General features: G+C 58.8%; 15 protein-coding genes and 1 pseudogene. All 16 read right to left on the bottom strand.

Annotated elements, in window-relative coordinates:
* Position 1: 1 nt before the first annotated feature.
* The 16 genes and pseudogenes from OLX77_RS12590 to OLX77_RS12665 all read right to left on the bottom strand — a co-directional run bounded on the left by OLX77_RS12590 (position 2) and on the right by OLX77_RS12665 (position 14,201).
* Entirely contained in the window at positions 2-2,542 is a 2,541-nt protein-coding gene (locus OLX77_RS12590) for a TIGR03960 family B12-binding radical SAM protein (RefSeq protein WP_307633960.1), read from the bottom strand.
* Positions 2,543-2,619: 77 nt separating this feature from the next.
* Positions 2,620-3,459 (bottom strand): hypothetical protein, encoded by an 840-nt coding sequence (locus tag OLX77_RS12595; RefSeq protein ID WP_307633961.1) that lies wholly within the window; start codon positions 3,457-3,459, stop codon positions 2,620-2,622.
* On the bottom strand, positions 3,456-5,201 hold the full coding sequence (locus OLX77_RS12600) for a tetratricopeptide repeat protein (RefSeq protein ID WP_307633962.1): 1,746 nt from the start codon (positions 5,199-5,201) through the stop codon (positions 3,456-3,458). The genes OLX77_RS12595 and OLX77_RS12600 overlap by 4 nt, the downstream gene beginning before the upstream one ends.
* Positions 5,202-5,293: 92 nt before the next feature.
* Entirely contained in the window at positions 5,294-5,893 is a 600-nt protein-coding gene (tmk, locus tag OLX77_RS12605; RefSeq protein WP_307633963.1) for a dTMP kinase, read from the bottom strand.
* Between the two features lie 3 nt (positions 5,894-5,896).
* Positions 5,897-6,937, bottom strand: a complete 1,041-nt coding sequence (pdxA, locus tag OLX77_RS12610) for a 4-hydroxythreonine-4-phosphate dehydrogenase PdxA (protein WP_307633964.1) — start codon at positions 6,935-6,937, stop codon at positions 5,897-5,899.
* Positions 6,934-7,326 (bottom strand): YraN family protein, encoded by a 393-nt coding sequence (locus tag OLX77_RS12615; RefSeq protein WP_307633965.1) that lies wholly within the window; start codon positions 7,324-7,326, stop codon positions 6,934-6,936. The genes pdxA and OLX77_RS12615 overlap by 4 nt, the downstream gene beginning before the upstream one ends.
* Positions 7,311-7,958, bottom strand: a complete 648-nt coding sequence (gene rnhB / locus OLX77_RS12620; RefSeq protein ID WP_307633966.1) for a ribonuclease HII — start codon at positions 7,956-7,958, stop codon at positions 7,311-7,313. The genes OLX77_RS12615 and rnhB overlap by 16 nt, the downstream gene beginning before the upstream one ends.
* Positions 7,959-8,100: 142 nt before the next feature.
* Entirely contained in the window at positions 8,101-8,448 is a 348-nt protein-coding gene (rplS, locus tag OLX77_RS12625; RefSeq protein WP_307633967.1) for a 50S ribosomal protein L19, read from the bottom strand.
* Positions 8,449-8,597: 149 nt separating this feature from the next.
* Positions 8,598-9,191: an RNA methyltransferase gene (locus OLX77_RS12630; protein ID WP_307633968.1), complete on the bottom strand. Its 594-nt coding sequence runs from the start codon at positions 9,189-9,191 to the stop codon at positions 8,598-8,600.
* Positions 9,188-9,964 carry a tRNA (guanosine(37)-N1)-methyltransferase TrmD gene (gene trmD, locus OLX77_RS12635; RefSeq protein WP_371877512.1) on the bottom strand — a complete coding sequence of 259 codons (777 nt, stop codon included), beginning with the start codon at positions 9,962-9,964 and terminating at the stop codon, positions 9,188-9,190. The genes OLX77_RS12630 and trmD overlap by 4 nt, the downstream gene beginning before the upstream one ends.
* A 50-nt stretch (positions 9,965-10,014) precedes the next feature.
* On the bottom strand, positions 10,015-10,587 hold the full coding sequence (rimM, locus tag OLX77_RS12640; RefSeq protein WP_307633970.1) for a ribosome maturation factor RimM: 573 nt from the start codon (positions 10,585-10,587) through the stop codon (positions 10,015-10,017).
* A 5-nt stretch (positions 10,588-10,592) separates the two neighbouring features.
* On the bottom strand, positions 10,593-10,823 hold the full coding sequence (locus tag OLX77_RS12645; RefSeq protein WP_307633971.1) for a KH domain-containing protein: 231 nt from the start codon (positions 10,821-10,823) through the stop codon (positions 10,593-10,595).
* Positions 10,824-10,828: 5 nt separating this feature from the next.
* Positions 10,829-11,077 carry a 30S ribosomal protein S16 gene (gene rpsP / locus OLX77_RS12650; RefSeq protein WP_307633972.1) on the bottom strand — a complete coding sequence of 83 codons (249 nt, stop codon included), beginning with the start codon at positions 11,075-11,077 and terminating at the stop codon, positions 10,829-10,831.
* 231 nt (positions 11,078-11,308) lie between these two features.
* Positions 11,309-12,673, bottom strand: coding sequence for a signal recognition particle protein (gene ffh, locus OLX77_RS12655; protein WP_307633973.1), 1,365 nt, complete (start codon positions 12,671-12,673; stop codon positions 11,309-11,311).
* Positions 12,674-12,998: 325 nt separating this feature from the next.
* Positions 12,999-13,745, bottom strand: a complete 747-nt coding sequence (locus OLX77_RS12660) for an SAM-dependent methyltransferase (protein WP_307633974.1) — start codon at positions 13,743-13,745, stop codon at positions 12,999-13,001.
* Between the two features lie 147 nt (positions 13,746-13,892).
* Positions 13,893-14,201, bottom strand: a pseudogene (locus OLX77_RS12665) (HepT-like ribonuclease domain-containing protein).
* Positions 14,202-14,214: the final 13 nt, after the last annotated feature.

Raw genomic sequence — 14,214 nt, forward strand, 5'->3', positions numbered from 1 at the left:
TTCAGTTTTCCCTGACCACATAAGGCTCGCTTGCGATCTTCACAACCCGAGCCCGCCGGATCTCCTCTTCGGACAAGGCGAAAAGCTTGGCCGCCACCTCGACCGGCTTGCCGCCCGGCTGACCCGGCGCGTTGAAAAGGGAAAGCTCCAGCTGGCCCTCCTCGGTCAGCCGCAAGCCGGAGAGCAGCGGCCGCAGATCGAGCTGCCGTTCCAGGCCTTTGCGCATCACCACCACCGGCAGACTCTCCTGGGCCATGACCCGGTCCAGCTCCTCTTGCACGGGCAGCCGCGCCAACCGGAGATGGTAGGTGGTGAGCATGGTGCCGGCATGCTCTTTGCCGGCCAGCACGGCCTGGCTCACGAAGAGCCCCTCGGGAAGCTGCCGGTTCATTTCCTTTACAAAGGCGCCAAGATCAGCCAGCGGCTCAAAAAGATCAATCAGGACAAATTCCGCCAGACTTTCCGTACCCAGGGGCAGGGCCGGACTGAAAGAGACCTTGGGGGTCGGATTGAACCCTTGCGAAAAATTCAGCGGCAGTTTGGCCCGGTTGAAGGCCCGGAAAAACACCTGAAGCAGTTCCAGATGGCTGAGCAGCCGGGCATTGTTGAGCCGAGAATAGGTGAGTTTGTAGAGAAAGTGGGGGCGGAGGATCGGTTTACCGGAGGAACTCTCCGCCGGGGGCGCTTCTGCTCCGGCCGGATCCGGGACTGCGTCGTCGTGCTTGCAACGATGCACCACGGGCTTGAGGGTTTTCAGGTCGCAAACCCCGCATTGCTGGCAGCCATGCACCCGGCAGTCGGGGGTATACTCTTCCCGCAACGCCTTACCGTATTCCTCGGCAAAAAAATCATCCCGGACCCCAACGCCAAGATGCTGCCAGGGCAAAGGCTCATCGACTTCCCGCCGGCGCAGGTAATGCTCCAGCTCCAGACCGCAGGCCGCAGCGGCTTCCTGCCAGCGCGTGAGATCAAAATGCTCGGACCAGGCGTCCATGCGGGCGCCCCGCTGCCAGGCCTCCTCAAGCAAGCGGCTCAAACGGCGGTCGCCCCGGGAAAAGACCCCTTCCAGAAAGCTCATCCGCGGATCATTGCGCTTCATGGTGCAGTTCTTGCCATAGAGCCGTTTCTTGACCGCATCCATCCGCGCATACCCTTCGGCCATGGAAAGCTGCGGCTCCCGTTCGAACACGGTATGGGGCTTGGGGACAAAGGTGGCGGCGCTCACGTTCACCCGGCAGTTGCCGCCCCGCCCGGCCTTCAACACCTTCTGGGCCAGGGCCGGGATCGCGGCCACATCCTCCTCGGTTTCGGTGGGCAAACCGAACATGAAGTAGAGCTTGATCAATTTCCAGCCCAAGCCAAAGGCCGCCTCTGCCGTACTCAGCAGATCTTCCTCGGTGATCCCCTTGTTGATCACCCGCCGCAGCCGGTCGGAGCCTGCCTCAGGAGCCAGGGTAAAACCGGTCTTGCGCACCCGCTTGATCTGCTCCATGATCGCCGGAGTGAGGGTGCCGACCCGCAAGGAAGGCAGGGAGACGGAAACATGCTCCTTGGCAAAACGGTTCATCAAACGAACCAGCAACTCGCTTAAGCAGGAATAATCGCCAGTGGAGAGCGACAACAAGGCCAGCTCTTCAAAACCGCCCTCGGCAATGCCTTTTTCCGCCATGGCAAAGATCTTCTCCGGAGTGCGCTCCCGCACCGGCCGGTAGATCATGCCCGCCTGACAGAAGCGGCAGCCCCGGGTACAGCCCCGGGCGATCTCCAACCCCAAGCGGTCATGGACGATCCGGGTAAGCGGCACCAGGGGAGGCTGTTCGATGCTGGCCCCTTCGAGGTCGGCAAGGATCCGCCGCCGAACCTGGCCTGTGCCGGAAAGGGTGCGCATGCCGAGAAAATTACCGTTGCCATCATACTCCGGCGCAAAAAAGGAAGGGACATAGACCCCCTCGATCCGACTGAGCCGCTCAAGCAGCGCGGGCCGATCTTCCCCGTTTTCCTTCCCAAGGCGTACCGCCTCGGCCATCTCCAGCACCGCCTCCTCCCCGTCTCCAAGAAGAATGGCGTCAAAGAAATCGGCCACCGGTTCGGGATGGAAGGCGCAGGGACCGCCGCCGATCACCAGGGGATGGGCGGCACTCCGTTCCGCGCTGCGGAAGGGTAGCCCGGCCAGGGCAAGGATGGTGAGGATATTGGTATAGCAGAGCTCATAGGGCAGGGTGATGCCGAGGATATCAAAATCAGCCAGCGGCCGCTGGGATTCCAGGGAAAACAGGGGCAGCCGGTGGGCGCGGAGCAGCTCTTCCAAATCGCGATCCGGGGTATAGACCCGTTCGGCCAGCATATCCTTCTGCGCATTGACGATGTGGTAGAGAATTTGCAGCCCCTGGTGCGACATGCCAAGTTCATACAGATCAGGAAAGGCCAGAACCATCCGCAGGGAAACGGAGTCCCACGCCTTTTTCACCACATGCAGCTCATTGCCGCCGTACCTGCTGGGCTGTCTCACCTGCGGCAGCAGGGCGTCTATCTCACTATTCATCTGTAATTCCTGAACAAAACCGGCCAAGTGGACCGGTTGATCGTTAAAGTTGTAACGGGGGCTCAAACAGAAAAAGACTACTCTACAGGAACCAGTTGAAAGCCGGCAGGCAGATCCACCCGGAAATCTCCCGCGCTGAAGTTGGCCTCATACAGCCAATCCCCCAGGGTGAGCTCCATGACCGCGCCGTTATTGTTGGCATGAATCCTGACTAAGCCAGGCAGCCGACAGGTATCCTCCCCGCTTTCGGAAGGGGTGGTATAGTTCTCGTACCAAACATCGACCATGATCCGTCCCTCGGCATCCACCACCAGATGCCGGCGGATCACCTGTTGGCCCGGGTCAAATAAGACATGGTGGCGAAGGGGTTCCCCATCCGCGGCGTCATCGGCGTAGGCGAGCTCCAGCCAGAGGCCATGGTCTTCCGGGTCCTCCGCCACGGAAAAAATCCGCACCCTTGCCGAAGCCATTCTGCCGGTAAGCCAAAAGAACCCTTGCTCCGGGGCAAACCCAGGAGGGGCGTATTTTTTAAAAGCGGCAGCAGTGACCAACCCCTCATACCCCTTGCCTTCCGGCACCGCGACATACCTAAAGAAATTCCCGTCCGTGGCCAAGAACATCATGGGTTGGCCCAGGGGATTTAGGCCGGTAAATTTCAAAAAAGCGGGGGCCTTCGCCTGAATAAAGCCGGAAATCGTCCCGTTCTGCACCAGTGATTTCAAGGAAAGCCGCACCTGGGCATCAATACAGCTGGGACACTTCTGCTGCTGCGCCATGCTCTCGCGGAACAGGGCAACCCCCTGCTCTTGCTGCAACGCACCAAGAGGCCTGGTGGCGGGCAGGGTGGCACAACCACCGGCCAAGAAGAGAAAACCGAGCAGCCCCGCCCGCAAGACCCGGAAAAACAGAGGCTTCATTGTGCGCCGCCGGGCCGCTCATCCCCGGAAGAGAAAGACTCCAGCTTCCGGCGAACCACCTCTTTCTTCTCTTCCTCCTCGTGGAGTGCGAGTGATTTTTCGTACGCCTTCCTGGCTTTCGACCGGTCACTGTTTTTCAGATAGGCATCGCCAAGATGCTCGTAAATGGTCGGGTCATCGGGAGAAAGCGCCACCGCCTGCTCCAATTCCCGGACCGCGGCGGAAAAATCCCCCAACTGATAGTAGACCCACCCCAGACTGTCCCGAACAAAGCCGTCCTTCGGGAGCTGCGCTACGGCCTGCTCGATATACGCCTTGGCCTTTTCCAGGTTCCGCCCCTCCTCGGCCCAGGTATAGCCGACATAATTGAGCGCCCGGGCATGTTGCGGGTCAAGTTTCAGCACCTCTTCCATCTCGCGCATGGACCCGGCCATGTCATCCAGTTTGTGCAAAAACAGGGCATACTCGTAATGCACCTCCACAGTGTCCGGAAAATCGACAAAGGCCTGGGTAAACACCCCGTGCGCCTTAGCAATCTTGTCCTCGCCGGCATACAGCATTGCCAGGGCCACATAAAAATTGAGCCGCCGATGCTGCTTGTCCGCCATGGCCTGCTGCAGGGCCTTCTCCGCCCCGGGAAAATCCTTTTCCTGCTGCAGGATTCTGGCCAGCATGAGCACCGATTCCTCATAGGCCGGGCTGGGGGGACCCACCTGACGGAGCAGTTTCTTGGTCGCCGCAAGGTCGCCCTGCTGGTAATAGGCCAGGGTCAAGAGTGCCCTGGCCGCGTCTGAATGGGGATCTCTTTTGAGGAGTGCCTTCAGCCGGGTGACACCCTCCGAACGCCGGTCGGCATCGAGCAGAATCCGGCAGATGGCGAGCTCAACCTTGTCCGGGTTGGCCGAGATCTCCCGGAGCTTCTCCATCTCCGTCAGGGCCTTCGCTATCTCTCCCTGACGAAAATAAACATTGGCCAAGAAGCTTCTCGCCCTTTCATCGGAGGGGTCCTCTGCCAAAATCCGGTTGTAGATGGCGATGGCTTGGGAATACTGCTTTTCCTGCACATACAATTCCGCCGCCTCTTGAGCCAGCATCGGCGACCAGTTGAGGGCCAGAGCTTTCTCAAAAGCCTCCGAGGCCTTATCGAAGAGACGCATCTCCTGGTACAGCTTGGCCAGATAATAGAACCCGGCATAGGAATCCGGATTGAGTTCGGTCAGTTTTTCCAGAACCACCTGCGCCTTTTCGTAATCGCGCAAACGGGCATAGAGGCTGCCCAGCAACAACCGGACATTGAAGTTTTGCGGATCCTCGGCCAAGATGGACTGATACATGCCGATGGCCTCATCGAACCGCTCCATGATGCTGTAGAGATTTGCCAGGAGCGCCCGGGCTTCGATATCTTTGGGATTGAGGTCGATGAGCTTGTTCACCCACTCAACCGCCTCTTCCTGGCGCCCGGTCTTAACGAGGAGCGTGGCCAGGGAACGCATGACATGCCCGGCCAGACGGTCACAAACCAGGGCCTGCTTGTAGGCGTAGATCGCCTCATCGTAATGGTCTTCAAGCTCGGCCGACTTGCCCCAAAGATAATGAAAATAAGCGCAGCCTTTGTCCACCGCCTCTTCATAGGGTTCGAGATCTGCGGCAAAGGGCGGCTGCCCCGGCACCCCCCGAATGGTCGGGGCGCATGACAGGCAGCAGAGAGCCAAACCACCGGCAATCAGCAGACGCTTCAGCATAACAGTTTCTCCCTTTCGACCCAGGACCGTGAGCCAACCCATGATTTTGTTGCCCAGCGTTGTATCATCCACAGACACGATTCCCTTGCCGCTCAAAAAAGCTCGGCCACGGCCTGCATGATCAGAGCATGCACGGCCGCGGCATCCCCTGTTCCGTCAATACGGTGGATATTGGCCCCTTTGAGCTCGGCGAAAATCCTGGCCACCCGGGCCAAGGCCCCTTCCTGTTCAAAATCGTTCAGGGTCTCGCCCCGAAGCTTCTGTACCCGGTGTACCCCAAGAGAGACAGGCGCTTCAAGCATAATAACCATATCCGGCACCGGCGCAAACAATTCATTTGCGGCAATGATCTTTTGCGGATCATGGCCGGCCGCACCCTGATAGGCCGCAGTGGAATAATAGTAGCGGTCGGTAAGCACCACCCGGCCGCAGGCGAGAGCCGGGGCGATGACTTGCGCCACATGCTCGCGCCGGTCATCAAGAAACAGAACCAATTCCTCTGCCGGGGTCACGCTCTGCCGGTTTTTATACAACGCCCTGATTTTCCGGCCATACTGCCCATCGGTGGGCTCACGGGTCGTAACCACGCTTAAGCCTCGCCGACGCAAGACCTCGGCCAGCAGCTCGATCTGGGTGGTCTTACCGGTCCCGTCAATCCCCTCAAAAGCGATGAGCACTCCTTTTTCAGCCATCCCTTAACACCCTGTTGCACGCGCTAATTTTCTTCTGTTGGCCACAATGGTTTCGGCCATAAAGACCGCGGCGGCCAGACTCGCCGGATCAGCCACCCCCTTGCCCGCAATGTCATAGGCAGTCCCATGATCCACCGAGGTCCGGACAATGGGCAGCCCGAGGGTCACATTCACCCCGTCGCTGAAATGCAGGAGCTTGAAGGGGATCAGACCCTGATCGTGGTACATGCACACCACCGCGTCAAACCGACCGGCCGCTGCCTTATGAAATACCGTATCCGGGGGAAAAGGCCCCTCGACCAGCCAGCCGTCCCGGCGGGCCGCCGCCACAGCCGGTCCAATAATCCGATGTTCCTCATCGCCGAACATGCCGTCTTCCCCGGCATGCGGGTTTAAACCCGCCACCGCCAGACGGGGGTGGGGCAGATTAAAATCATCACGCAGGGCCCGGCCGGTGATGGAGATCATCCGCAGCACCGACTCAAAGGTGATGGCACCAGGCACCTCTGCCAGGGATTGATGGATGGTGACCAGGGTGATCTTGAGGGTAGCGCCCGCCATCATCATGGCAAAATCCCTTGCCTGACAGAGATCGGCCAGCATCTCCGTATGCCCGGGGAAGCGGTAACCTCCGGCCTTCAGCGCCCCCTTGCTGATGGGACAGGTCACCAACCCGGCCAACTGCCCCTGCCGGATCAAGCGGACCGCTTCTTCGATGTACCCCCCCATGGCCCGGCCTGTTTCCGGGGTGGGCTTGCCCCAGCAGAGACCATCGCCAAGATCGGAAAGGGAAAGGACATTGAGCGCCTGGGGCCGGCAGAGTGCGCCCGGCTGCCAGTCAACCACCGGAAGGTCGATGCCCAGGGCGGCAGCACAGCGGCGCAACACCCCACCATCCCCGATAACGACAGGACTCAGAGACGGTGCGAACCCGCTCTTGGCAAACAAACGCAGGATGATCTCCGGACCGATCCCCACCGGACACCCCATGGTAATCGCCAAGGGAGGTAATGCAGCAGCTTGCGTTCCCATCTGCACGTTCATGCTCCATAGCTCAGGTCAAAGGCATCTTTCACCAGCTCGACCACCGGCGCACCCTCTCCGGCGATACTGATCGCCACCACGTCAAAGCGGGCCGCTTGCCCTTCCCTGCCTGTCTCGGCAAGATACTGCAGGGCCGCCTTGGAAATCTGCCGGCACTTGGCGGGGGTGACCGCCTCAAAAGGATGACCGCATTGATGGCCGCGCCTGGTCTTCACCTCGACAAAAACCAGGGAGTTCCGCTCTTCGGCAATGATATCGATCTCCCCCTGCTTGGTGCGATAATTTCTCGCCAGCACCCGGTAGCCCTGCCGGGAAAGATACCGGCAGGCAAGGGTCTCCCCCTGCTGACCGAGGGAGATGGTGCTCGCCTCTTTTATCTTACCAAACAATCGCGCACCGGCTTAAAACTCTGGCGATGGATGGGACAGGGGCCAATCTCCCGGATAATCCGACGGTGCTCGGCCGTGGGATACCCCTTGTGCTGGGCAAAGTTATACTGGGGGTATTCGAGATGGTACTGCTCCATGATTGCGTCCCGCGTCACCTTGGCGACAATGGAAGCGGCGGAGATAGAGGCGCTGCGCGAGTCGCCTTTGACCAGGGCCTGTTGCGGAACCGCCATGGGCACGGTGAACTTGCCGTCGACCAGAAGAAAATCAGGGAGCGCGGGCAACTTTTCCACCGCCTTGCGCATGGCCAGCAGGGATGCTTGTAGGATATTGAGCCGGTCGATCTCCTCCGGAGAAACGATGCCCACCCCTATTGGAGCCTGAAGCGCAACCAGGCGATGCATGAGCTCGCCCCGGGCTTTAGCGCTCAGTTTTTTTGAATCCTGGAAATGTTGATACTCGCAGAGGGGCGGAAGAATGACGCAGGCGGCAACCACCGGTCCGGCCAGCGGCCCACGGCCGGCTTCATCGGTCCCGGCTACGGTGGCGTAGCCTTGGCTGATCAGAGATCGTTCAATGGCGAAGGTGTCTCCAACGGAAGACGCCGGCCAGAGTGTTATCGCCTTGGGCAAAACGCACCACCTTGTCGGATAAGCCGTAAGGACCACGAATAAAAGGGCCACGGTTTCCCGTGGCCCAGCAATGGCGGCAATATAAAAAAAACCGGAGCACGAAGGCTGCTTGGCCGTTCCTGCTCCGGGTAATACGCAAAGGCTAGTTGATGCCTTTTTCCCTGATTCTCGCTGCCTTGCCGCGCAGATTGCGCAGGTAGTACAGACGCGAACGCCGAACACGGCCTTCGCTCACCAGCTCGATCTTGTCGACTCTGGGAGAACACAAGGGAAAGGTTTTTTCCACGCCGACTCCATGGGAGATCTTGCGGACGGTAACACTGGCCCCCATGATCCCTTTGCGACGGCGGATGACAACCCCTTGAAAAAGCTGAGTCCTTTCCTTATTGCCCTCAATGATCCGGATATGCACTTTCACGGTATCCCCAGCACGAAAGTCCGGGATGTCATGCCGCATATTCTCTTGTTCCATCTGCTCAATGATGTTCATAGTTTTTCCTCATTCAATCCCTTAAGTAACGGATTCCACGGGGCCATTATACACGCCCACACTGTTTTTTCAATCTTTATGCGCCGCGCCCACCGGGTAAGCGGCTATGCTGCCGTTCCGGTCAGAGAAACGGCAAGGTTCTTTTGCTGCTACTGCCTGGCCAACACCCTGTCCAACACAATGGCCGCAGCCGAGCGAACAGAGAGATGATTATACTCGCTAAACCCGGCAATGGGGGGAAGCAGGCCGTCTACGTCGGCCAATACTTCCGGGGTCATACCCCAGCCGGTGCCAAACAAAATCAGATGCGGCTCTCCGGCAAGAATCCGCTGCCGCGCTTCCGCAAAACCAAGCGCTCTGGCCTGCGGTTTGGCGCTGGTGGCAAGAACCGCCGGCCTTTGCTGCCACTTGGCCTCTACCAGCGCATACAATTCGGCCAGGTCATGACAGATCCGCACCAGGGAGAGGGCTTCCTTGCGTTTCGGGTTATAGCTCGCCCCGTGTCCTGTCTGCCAGTGCTCGAGAATATCCTTGACCAGCGCCTGCTGATCCGCGAAAGGAGTGACGATATACAAGGTGTCGATGCCAAAGGTCCGGCCTGCCCTGGCAATATCATGCAGGTCCAGGTTGGTCACCGCCGAGCCGATGGTCTCCCCGTGCTTGTTACAGACGGGGTAATGGACCAGAGCCAGATCGAGCCGGATAACCGGTCGATCCGCACCTTGCCTATCTTCTTGAATCACTGCTCCTCCGGCCGGCTGTTCCAGCCGCATTCCCGCAGCCTGGCAAAGAGTCCTTGCCGGTGTAAAATCTTCAACTCGTTGGCATTAAAACGCATCCCGGCAACAAGATCCGGTCGCTTGGCCATGGTTCGCTCAACCGCGGCAACCAGCCGCCATTCGGCAACTGCTCCATGATCCCCGGAAAAAAGCACCTCCGGCGCTGCTACTCCTTCAAAAAGCCTGGGCCGCGTATACTGCGGATACTTGAGCCCGCCCCGGCTGAAGGTGTCATAACCTGCCGAATCCGCACATCCCAAAACCCCCGGCCGGAGCCGGGTAATGGAGTCGATGAGGACCATCGCCGCCAATTCGCCGCCGGTGAGGATATAGTCACCGATGGAGATTTCCTCATCCACATACTGGGCAGCGAACCGTTCATCCACCCCCTCATAGCGCCCGCAGACCAGAAGCAGCCGCGCGTACCCGGCCAGCTCTTCGGCAACCGCCTGGGTATACGGCCGGCCCTGGGGGCTCAGGAGAATCACCCGCCCTGGCGGCTGCGCCATGGACTGCACCGCCTGCACTGCAGCGGTCAGGGGTTCCGGCTTCATGACCATCCCTTCCCCGCCGCCAAAGGGGCGGTCATCGGTCATGGCATGCTTGTCAAGCGCGTAATCCCGGATATTGTGGCAGAAAACCCCTATCTGCCCGGCCTCCTGGGCCCTGCGGATTATCCCCTCCTTGAGCGGAGAATCCAGCAACTCCGGAAAAATCGTCAATACGTCAAATCTGATGGTCTCGCTCACGGAAGCATTACTCACCGGGTGTGCCTGTGGCAATTGCCCTAGCTCGCATCGCCCGGCACCCCGCCCGCATTCATCTCCAACAAGCCAGGAGGGGGAGTAACCACCAGTCTCTTCCCATCCGGAGTAAGACCGGCAACACACGCATCAATCGCAGGAATCAAATACTCAACGCCCCCCCCGGTAATCACCAGGATATCGTGGGCGGAGGTGGCCAAAAGCGAGGTGATCCGGCCAAGGGCAAGCCCGGTATCGGTGATCACCTCCATCCCTTCCAGTTCATGCCAGTAGAAGGTCCCCGGAGCATGGGGCGGCAAAACTTCCTGATCAATCCGCACTTCCCAACCGCGCAATCCTTCGGAAGCGGTTCTGTCAGCAACACCTGCAAGCTGGAGAATAACCAAGCTCTCCAGAGGCCGGCATTGCTCAACAACATACGACCTGGCCAGATCATGGCTCGGATCGACCAGAGTCAGCCGCCGGTAGTCGCGGAAGTCATCGGGGTTGCCGGAAAAAGGGTAGACCTTGACCTCGCCCTTGATGCCATGGGCCTTGACAACCTTGCCCACAGAAATCTGCCCGTTCTGGGCAACCCCGACATCAAGGATTTCCAAAAATCCTACTCCACTATCTCGAGGCGGGCCTTGCGGTTGTCCTTGCCTGCCGTGGCAGTAAGCAGCGAACGGATGGCCCTGGCGGTCCGGCCCTGCTTGCCGATAACCTTGCCGAGATCCTCTTTCGCTACCCGTAACTCAAGAACAACGGTGCCCTCCCCTTCCGTTTCGGTAACCTGAACAGAAGTAGGCTCATCCACCAGCGAGGTGGCTATAAATGTCACCAGATCCTTCATGGGTCTTATTCCGCCACTTTGGCGGCTTTGGCAAGCAGGCTCTTCACCGTATCGGAAGGGAGCGCGCCCTTATCGAGCCAAACCTTGACTCTGTCCTGCTTGACAATAACCTCGGCGGGCTGCTTGCAAGGGTCGTAGGTGCCGACCACTTCAAGAAACTGGCCGTCGCGAGAAGCCTCGGCGTTGGCTACGACAATGCGGTAAAAAGGTTTTTTCTTGCGGCCCATTCTGGTCAAACGAATCCGTACAGCCATGGTGTTGTTTCCTCCTGTGAGATATTTAAGAGCCGTTACGAAATATCTTGACCCTTTCGTTACGGCTCTTTATGCCGTTTTGTTCTGCCAAATAACAATAGTATTTATCGTAACAACGGCGCACTGAACGCCAAGAAGCAAGGAAGCTTGGTTTTCATGAGCAAGCTCTTCTCTTTGCGCCCTGTGCGTCTCCGCGTTTTCTTTTTTTAAGACAACTGCTCAAACATATATCTATCGGGCAAGCCCCTTGGGCCGCTTCTTTTTCTTCGCTCCGCCGACAAAGGCGCCCAGTCCGCCGGGCTTGCCGCTCATCTGCTTCATCATCTTGAGCATGTCCGTGTAGCTCTTGATGACCTTGTTCACATCCTGCACCGTGGTGCCGCTCCCCTTGGCGATGCGCGTCCTACGGTTCGCGTTGAGGATGGCGTGGTTGCGGCGCTCCTTGATGGTCATGGAGTTGATGATCGCCTCCACCCGGCCCAGTTCCTTCTCATCGGGCTTGGGCATATCCTTGAGCTGCTTGAGCCGGCTCATCCCCGGGATCATGCCCATGATCTGCTCGAGGCTGCCCATCTTCTTGATCTGCTGGATCTGCTCAAGAAAATCTTCCAGGGAAAACCCTTCTTTCTTGAGCTTCTTGGCGAGTTTTTCCGCCTTGTCCTTATCAACAACGGCCTCAGCCTTTTCGATCAGGGTGAGCACATCGCCCATCCCGAGAATCCGGGAGGCAACACGATCCGGATGGAAGGGCTCCAGGGCATCAAGCCCTTCGCCCATACCGACAAACTTAATGGGCCGCTGGGTCACTTTCTTGATGGAGAGAGCCGCGCCGCCGCGGGCATCGCCATCCATCTTGGTCAGGATCACGCCGCTGATGGCAAGATCGAGATTAAATTTTTCCGCAACCGTAACCGCATCCTGACCGGTCATGGCATCGGCCACGAAGAGAATCTCGGCAGGCTGCACCGCGTCCTTGATCCGGCCCAGCTCAGCCATGAGCTCCTGATCCACATGGAGCCGGCCGGCGGTGTCGATAATCAGGGTGTCATAGCCACCGCTCTGGGCGGCATGCACGGCCTGACGACAGATGGCCACCGGATCCTGGTCGGTGGCTGAGGGATGCACCCCCACCCCGAGACTCTGGCCGAGAATGGTCAACTGCTCAATAGCCGCAGGCCGATAGACATCGGCCGGAACCAGGTAGGGCTTACGGCCCTTGCCCTGCAGCATCTTGGCCAGCTTGCCGGAAGTGGTGGTCTTACCGGACCCCTGCAGACCGACCATCATGATAACTACAGGCTGGCGGCCGCTGAGATCGAGGGTGGCGGTCTGCCCGCCCAACAGCTCGACCAACTGGTCGTGCACAACCTTGACCACCTGCTGGCCCGGGGCCAGCGAACCAACCACTTCCTGGCCAATCGCTTTCTCAGCGACAGTGGCAACAAATTCCTTGGCGACCTTGAAATTGACGTCGGCTTCCAGCAGGGCCATGCGCACTTCGCGCAACGCCTCCTGGATATTTTCCTCGGTCAGCCTGCCATGGCCGCGAAGCTGCTTAAAAACATCATGTAATCGGTCTGAAAGCGACTCAAACATTTCTATCAATCACTCAAGCAGCCTGCGGGGAACGCCCGGCAGCCGCGATAATTCCTGAAAAAAGACACACCTCACCCTCTCCGGGCCGGAAAACGGACAAAGATACTGTGCCAAAGCCAGGATGTCAAGCAACAAATCTGCCGACAACCGACCTTACCCTGTACGAATCTGAATCTTTTGAGAAGACGGCAAGCAAGGTCTCGAGCTTCTTTCCTGAAGGAGCAAGAATTTCATCCTTGGGCAAGCAAAAAATCCGCGGGCGATTGCAGCGGCCTGGTCTAGCGAAAGAGAACGAGCAGGTGCCAAGAATACAGAGTTGCCCCCATCACCGGGGCATCAGCGCGAACACGCCCCAGCCCAGGTATTCACGGGTGTAAGCGGCGTAGCGCTCGGGTTCCGAGGTCAGTTTGGCTCGAACCTCTTTGGCTAACTCGTCGCCGGGATTGGCTTCAAGCCATCGGCGCATGGTGAGCCATTTTGCCGCCTCGTATCTGTCCCAGCCGTCTTGGTCAGCCAGAACCATTTCCACGACGTCGTAGCCAAGGCGGCCGAAAGAGGCGAGAAGTTCCGGCAGCATGAGAAAGTCGGAGATTGAGTTGGCAAGACACCCCTTGGCAACATCTTCCGTCGGCGGTAACTGCCGCCAGAAGGGCTCGCCGATGAGGATGATCCCTCCACTGCGCAGGCTCCGCGCCAGAAGCTCGATAGTGCCGGCGACGCCCCCACCGATCCAAGTGGCGCCGACACAGGCTGCCACACCGACCTTCTCGCCGGAGATATAGCCGGCAGCATCGCCATGGATGAACGTGACTTGATGGGCGACGCCGAGTTCTTCAGCACGGAGTTTCGCCTGCTCGGTGAACAACCGGCTCATGTCGATGCCGGTGCCGATGACGCCGTGATCGCGTGCCCAGGTGCACAGCATCTCCCCCGAACCGCTGCCGAGGTCGAGCACTCGGATTCCCGATTCCAGACGCAACGCCGCGCCGAGAGTGGCGAGCTTTTCGGGGGTGATCGGGTTGTGGATGCGATGAGCACTCTCAGTGATGTTGAATATCCGCGGGATGTCCATTGTGGAAAATTTCCTAACGGGGGTGAAAGATTCTCGCTTTCTGGGGTCTGCATCTTCTGGGGTCAAATCTTTGCTTGCCACTAGAAAAGAGACGAGCGTGTATCAAGAATAAAGATTTGGCCCCTTAGTTGCCGCTAGTTTTCCTTATTACGCGAAACGGCTTTTCAAGTTCTTCAGTTGCGGGAGAAGGAGGGGGATGTCCTGCTCGATGATGTTCCACAGGATGTCGTTGTCGATGCCGAGATAGGCATGGATCAACCGGTTGCGGGTGGCGATGATCTGGCGCCAGGGGATCTCGGACGCGGATTCGCGGATTTCAGCGGGAATGCGGGAGGCCGCCTCGCCAAGCAGCTCAAGGTTCCGCGCCGTGGCGTCATAGGTAAGGCCGCTTGAGACGAAACCCGGCTGATCAAGTCCTGCCGTTTAGGCAAGCACCTTTTCGGCAAAGTCGATCATGTCGTCCAGATAA

The sequence above is a fragment of the Thiovibrio frasassiensis genome, assembly GCF_029607905.1.
In the GTDB taxonomy this organism is placed as follows: domain Bacteria; phylum Desulfobacterota; class Desulfobulbia; order Desulfobulbales; family Desulfurivibrionaceae; genus Thiovibrio; species Thiovibrio frasassiensis.

Excerpts from the sequence above, each read along its gene's own strand:
- OLX77_RS12600 (WP_307633962.1), bottom strand. The coding sequence starts at position 5,201 with ATGCTGAAGCGTCTGCTGATTGCCGGTGGTTTGGCTCTCTGCTGCCTG.
- rplS (WP_307633967.1), bottom strand. The coding sequence starts at position 8,448 with ATGAACATCATTGAGCAGATGGAACAAGAGAATATGCGGCATGACATC.
- tmk (WP_307633963.1), bottom strand. The coding sequence starts at position 5,893 with ATGGCTGAAAAAGGAGTGCTCATCGCTTTTGAGGGGATTGACGGGACC.
- OLX77_RS12645 (WP_307633971.1), bottom strand. The coding sequence starts at position 10,823 with ATGAAGGATCTGGTGACATTTATAGCCACCTCGCTGGTGGATGAGCCT.
- OLX77_RS12590 (WP_307633960.1), bottom strand. The coding sequence starts at position 2,542 with ATGAATAGTGAGATAGACGCCCTGCTGCCGCAGGTGAGACAGCCCAGC.
- pdxA (WP_307633964.1), bottom strand. The coding sequence starts at position 6,937 with ATGAACGTGCAGATGGGAACGCAAGCTGCTGCATTACCTCCCTTGGCG.
- OLX77_RS12595 (WP_307633961.1), bottom strand. The coding sequence starts at position 3,459 with ATGAAGCCTCTGTTTTTCCGGGTCTTGCGGGCGGGGCTGCTCGGTTTT.
- rpsP (WP_307633972.1), bottom strand. The coding sequence starts at position 11,077 with ATGGCTGTACGGATTCGTTTGACCAGAATGGGCCGCAAGAAAAAACCT.
- OLX77_RS12660 (WP_307633974.1), bottom strand. The coding sequence starts at position 13,745 with ATGGACATCCCGCGGATATTCAACATCACTGAGAGTGCTCATCGCATC.
- ffh (WP_307633973.1), bottom strand. The coding sequence starts at position 12,673 with ATGTTTGAGTCGCTTTCAGACCGATTACATGATGTTTTTAAGCAGCTT.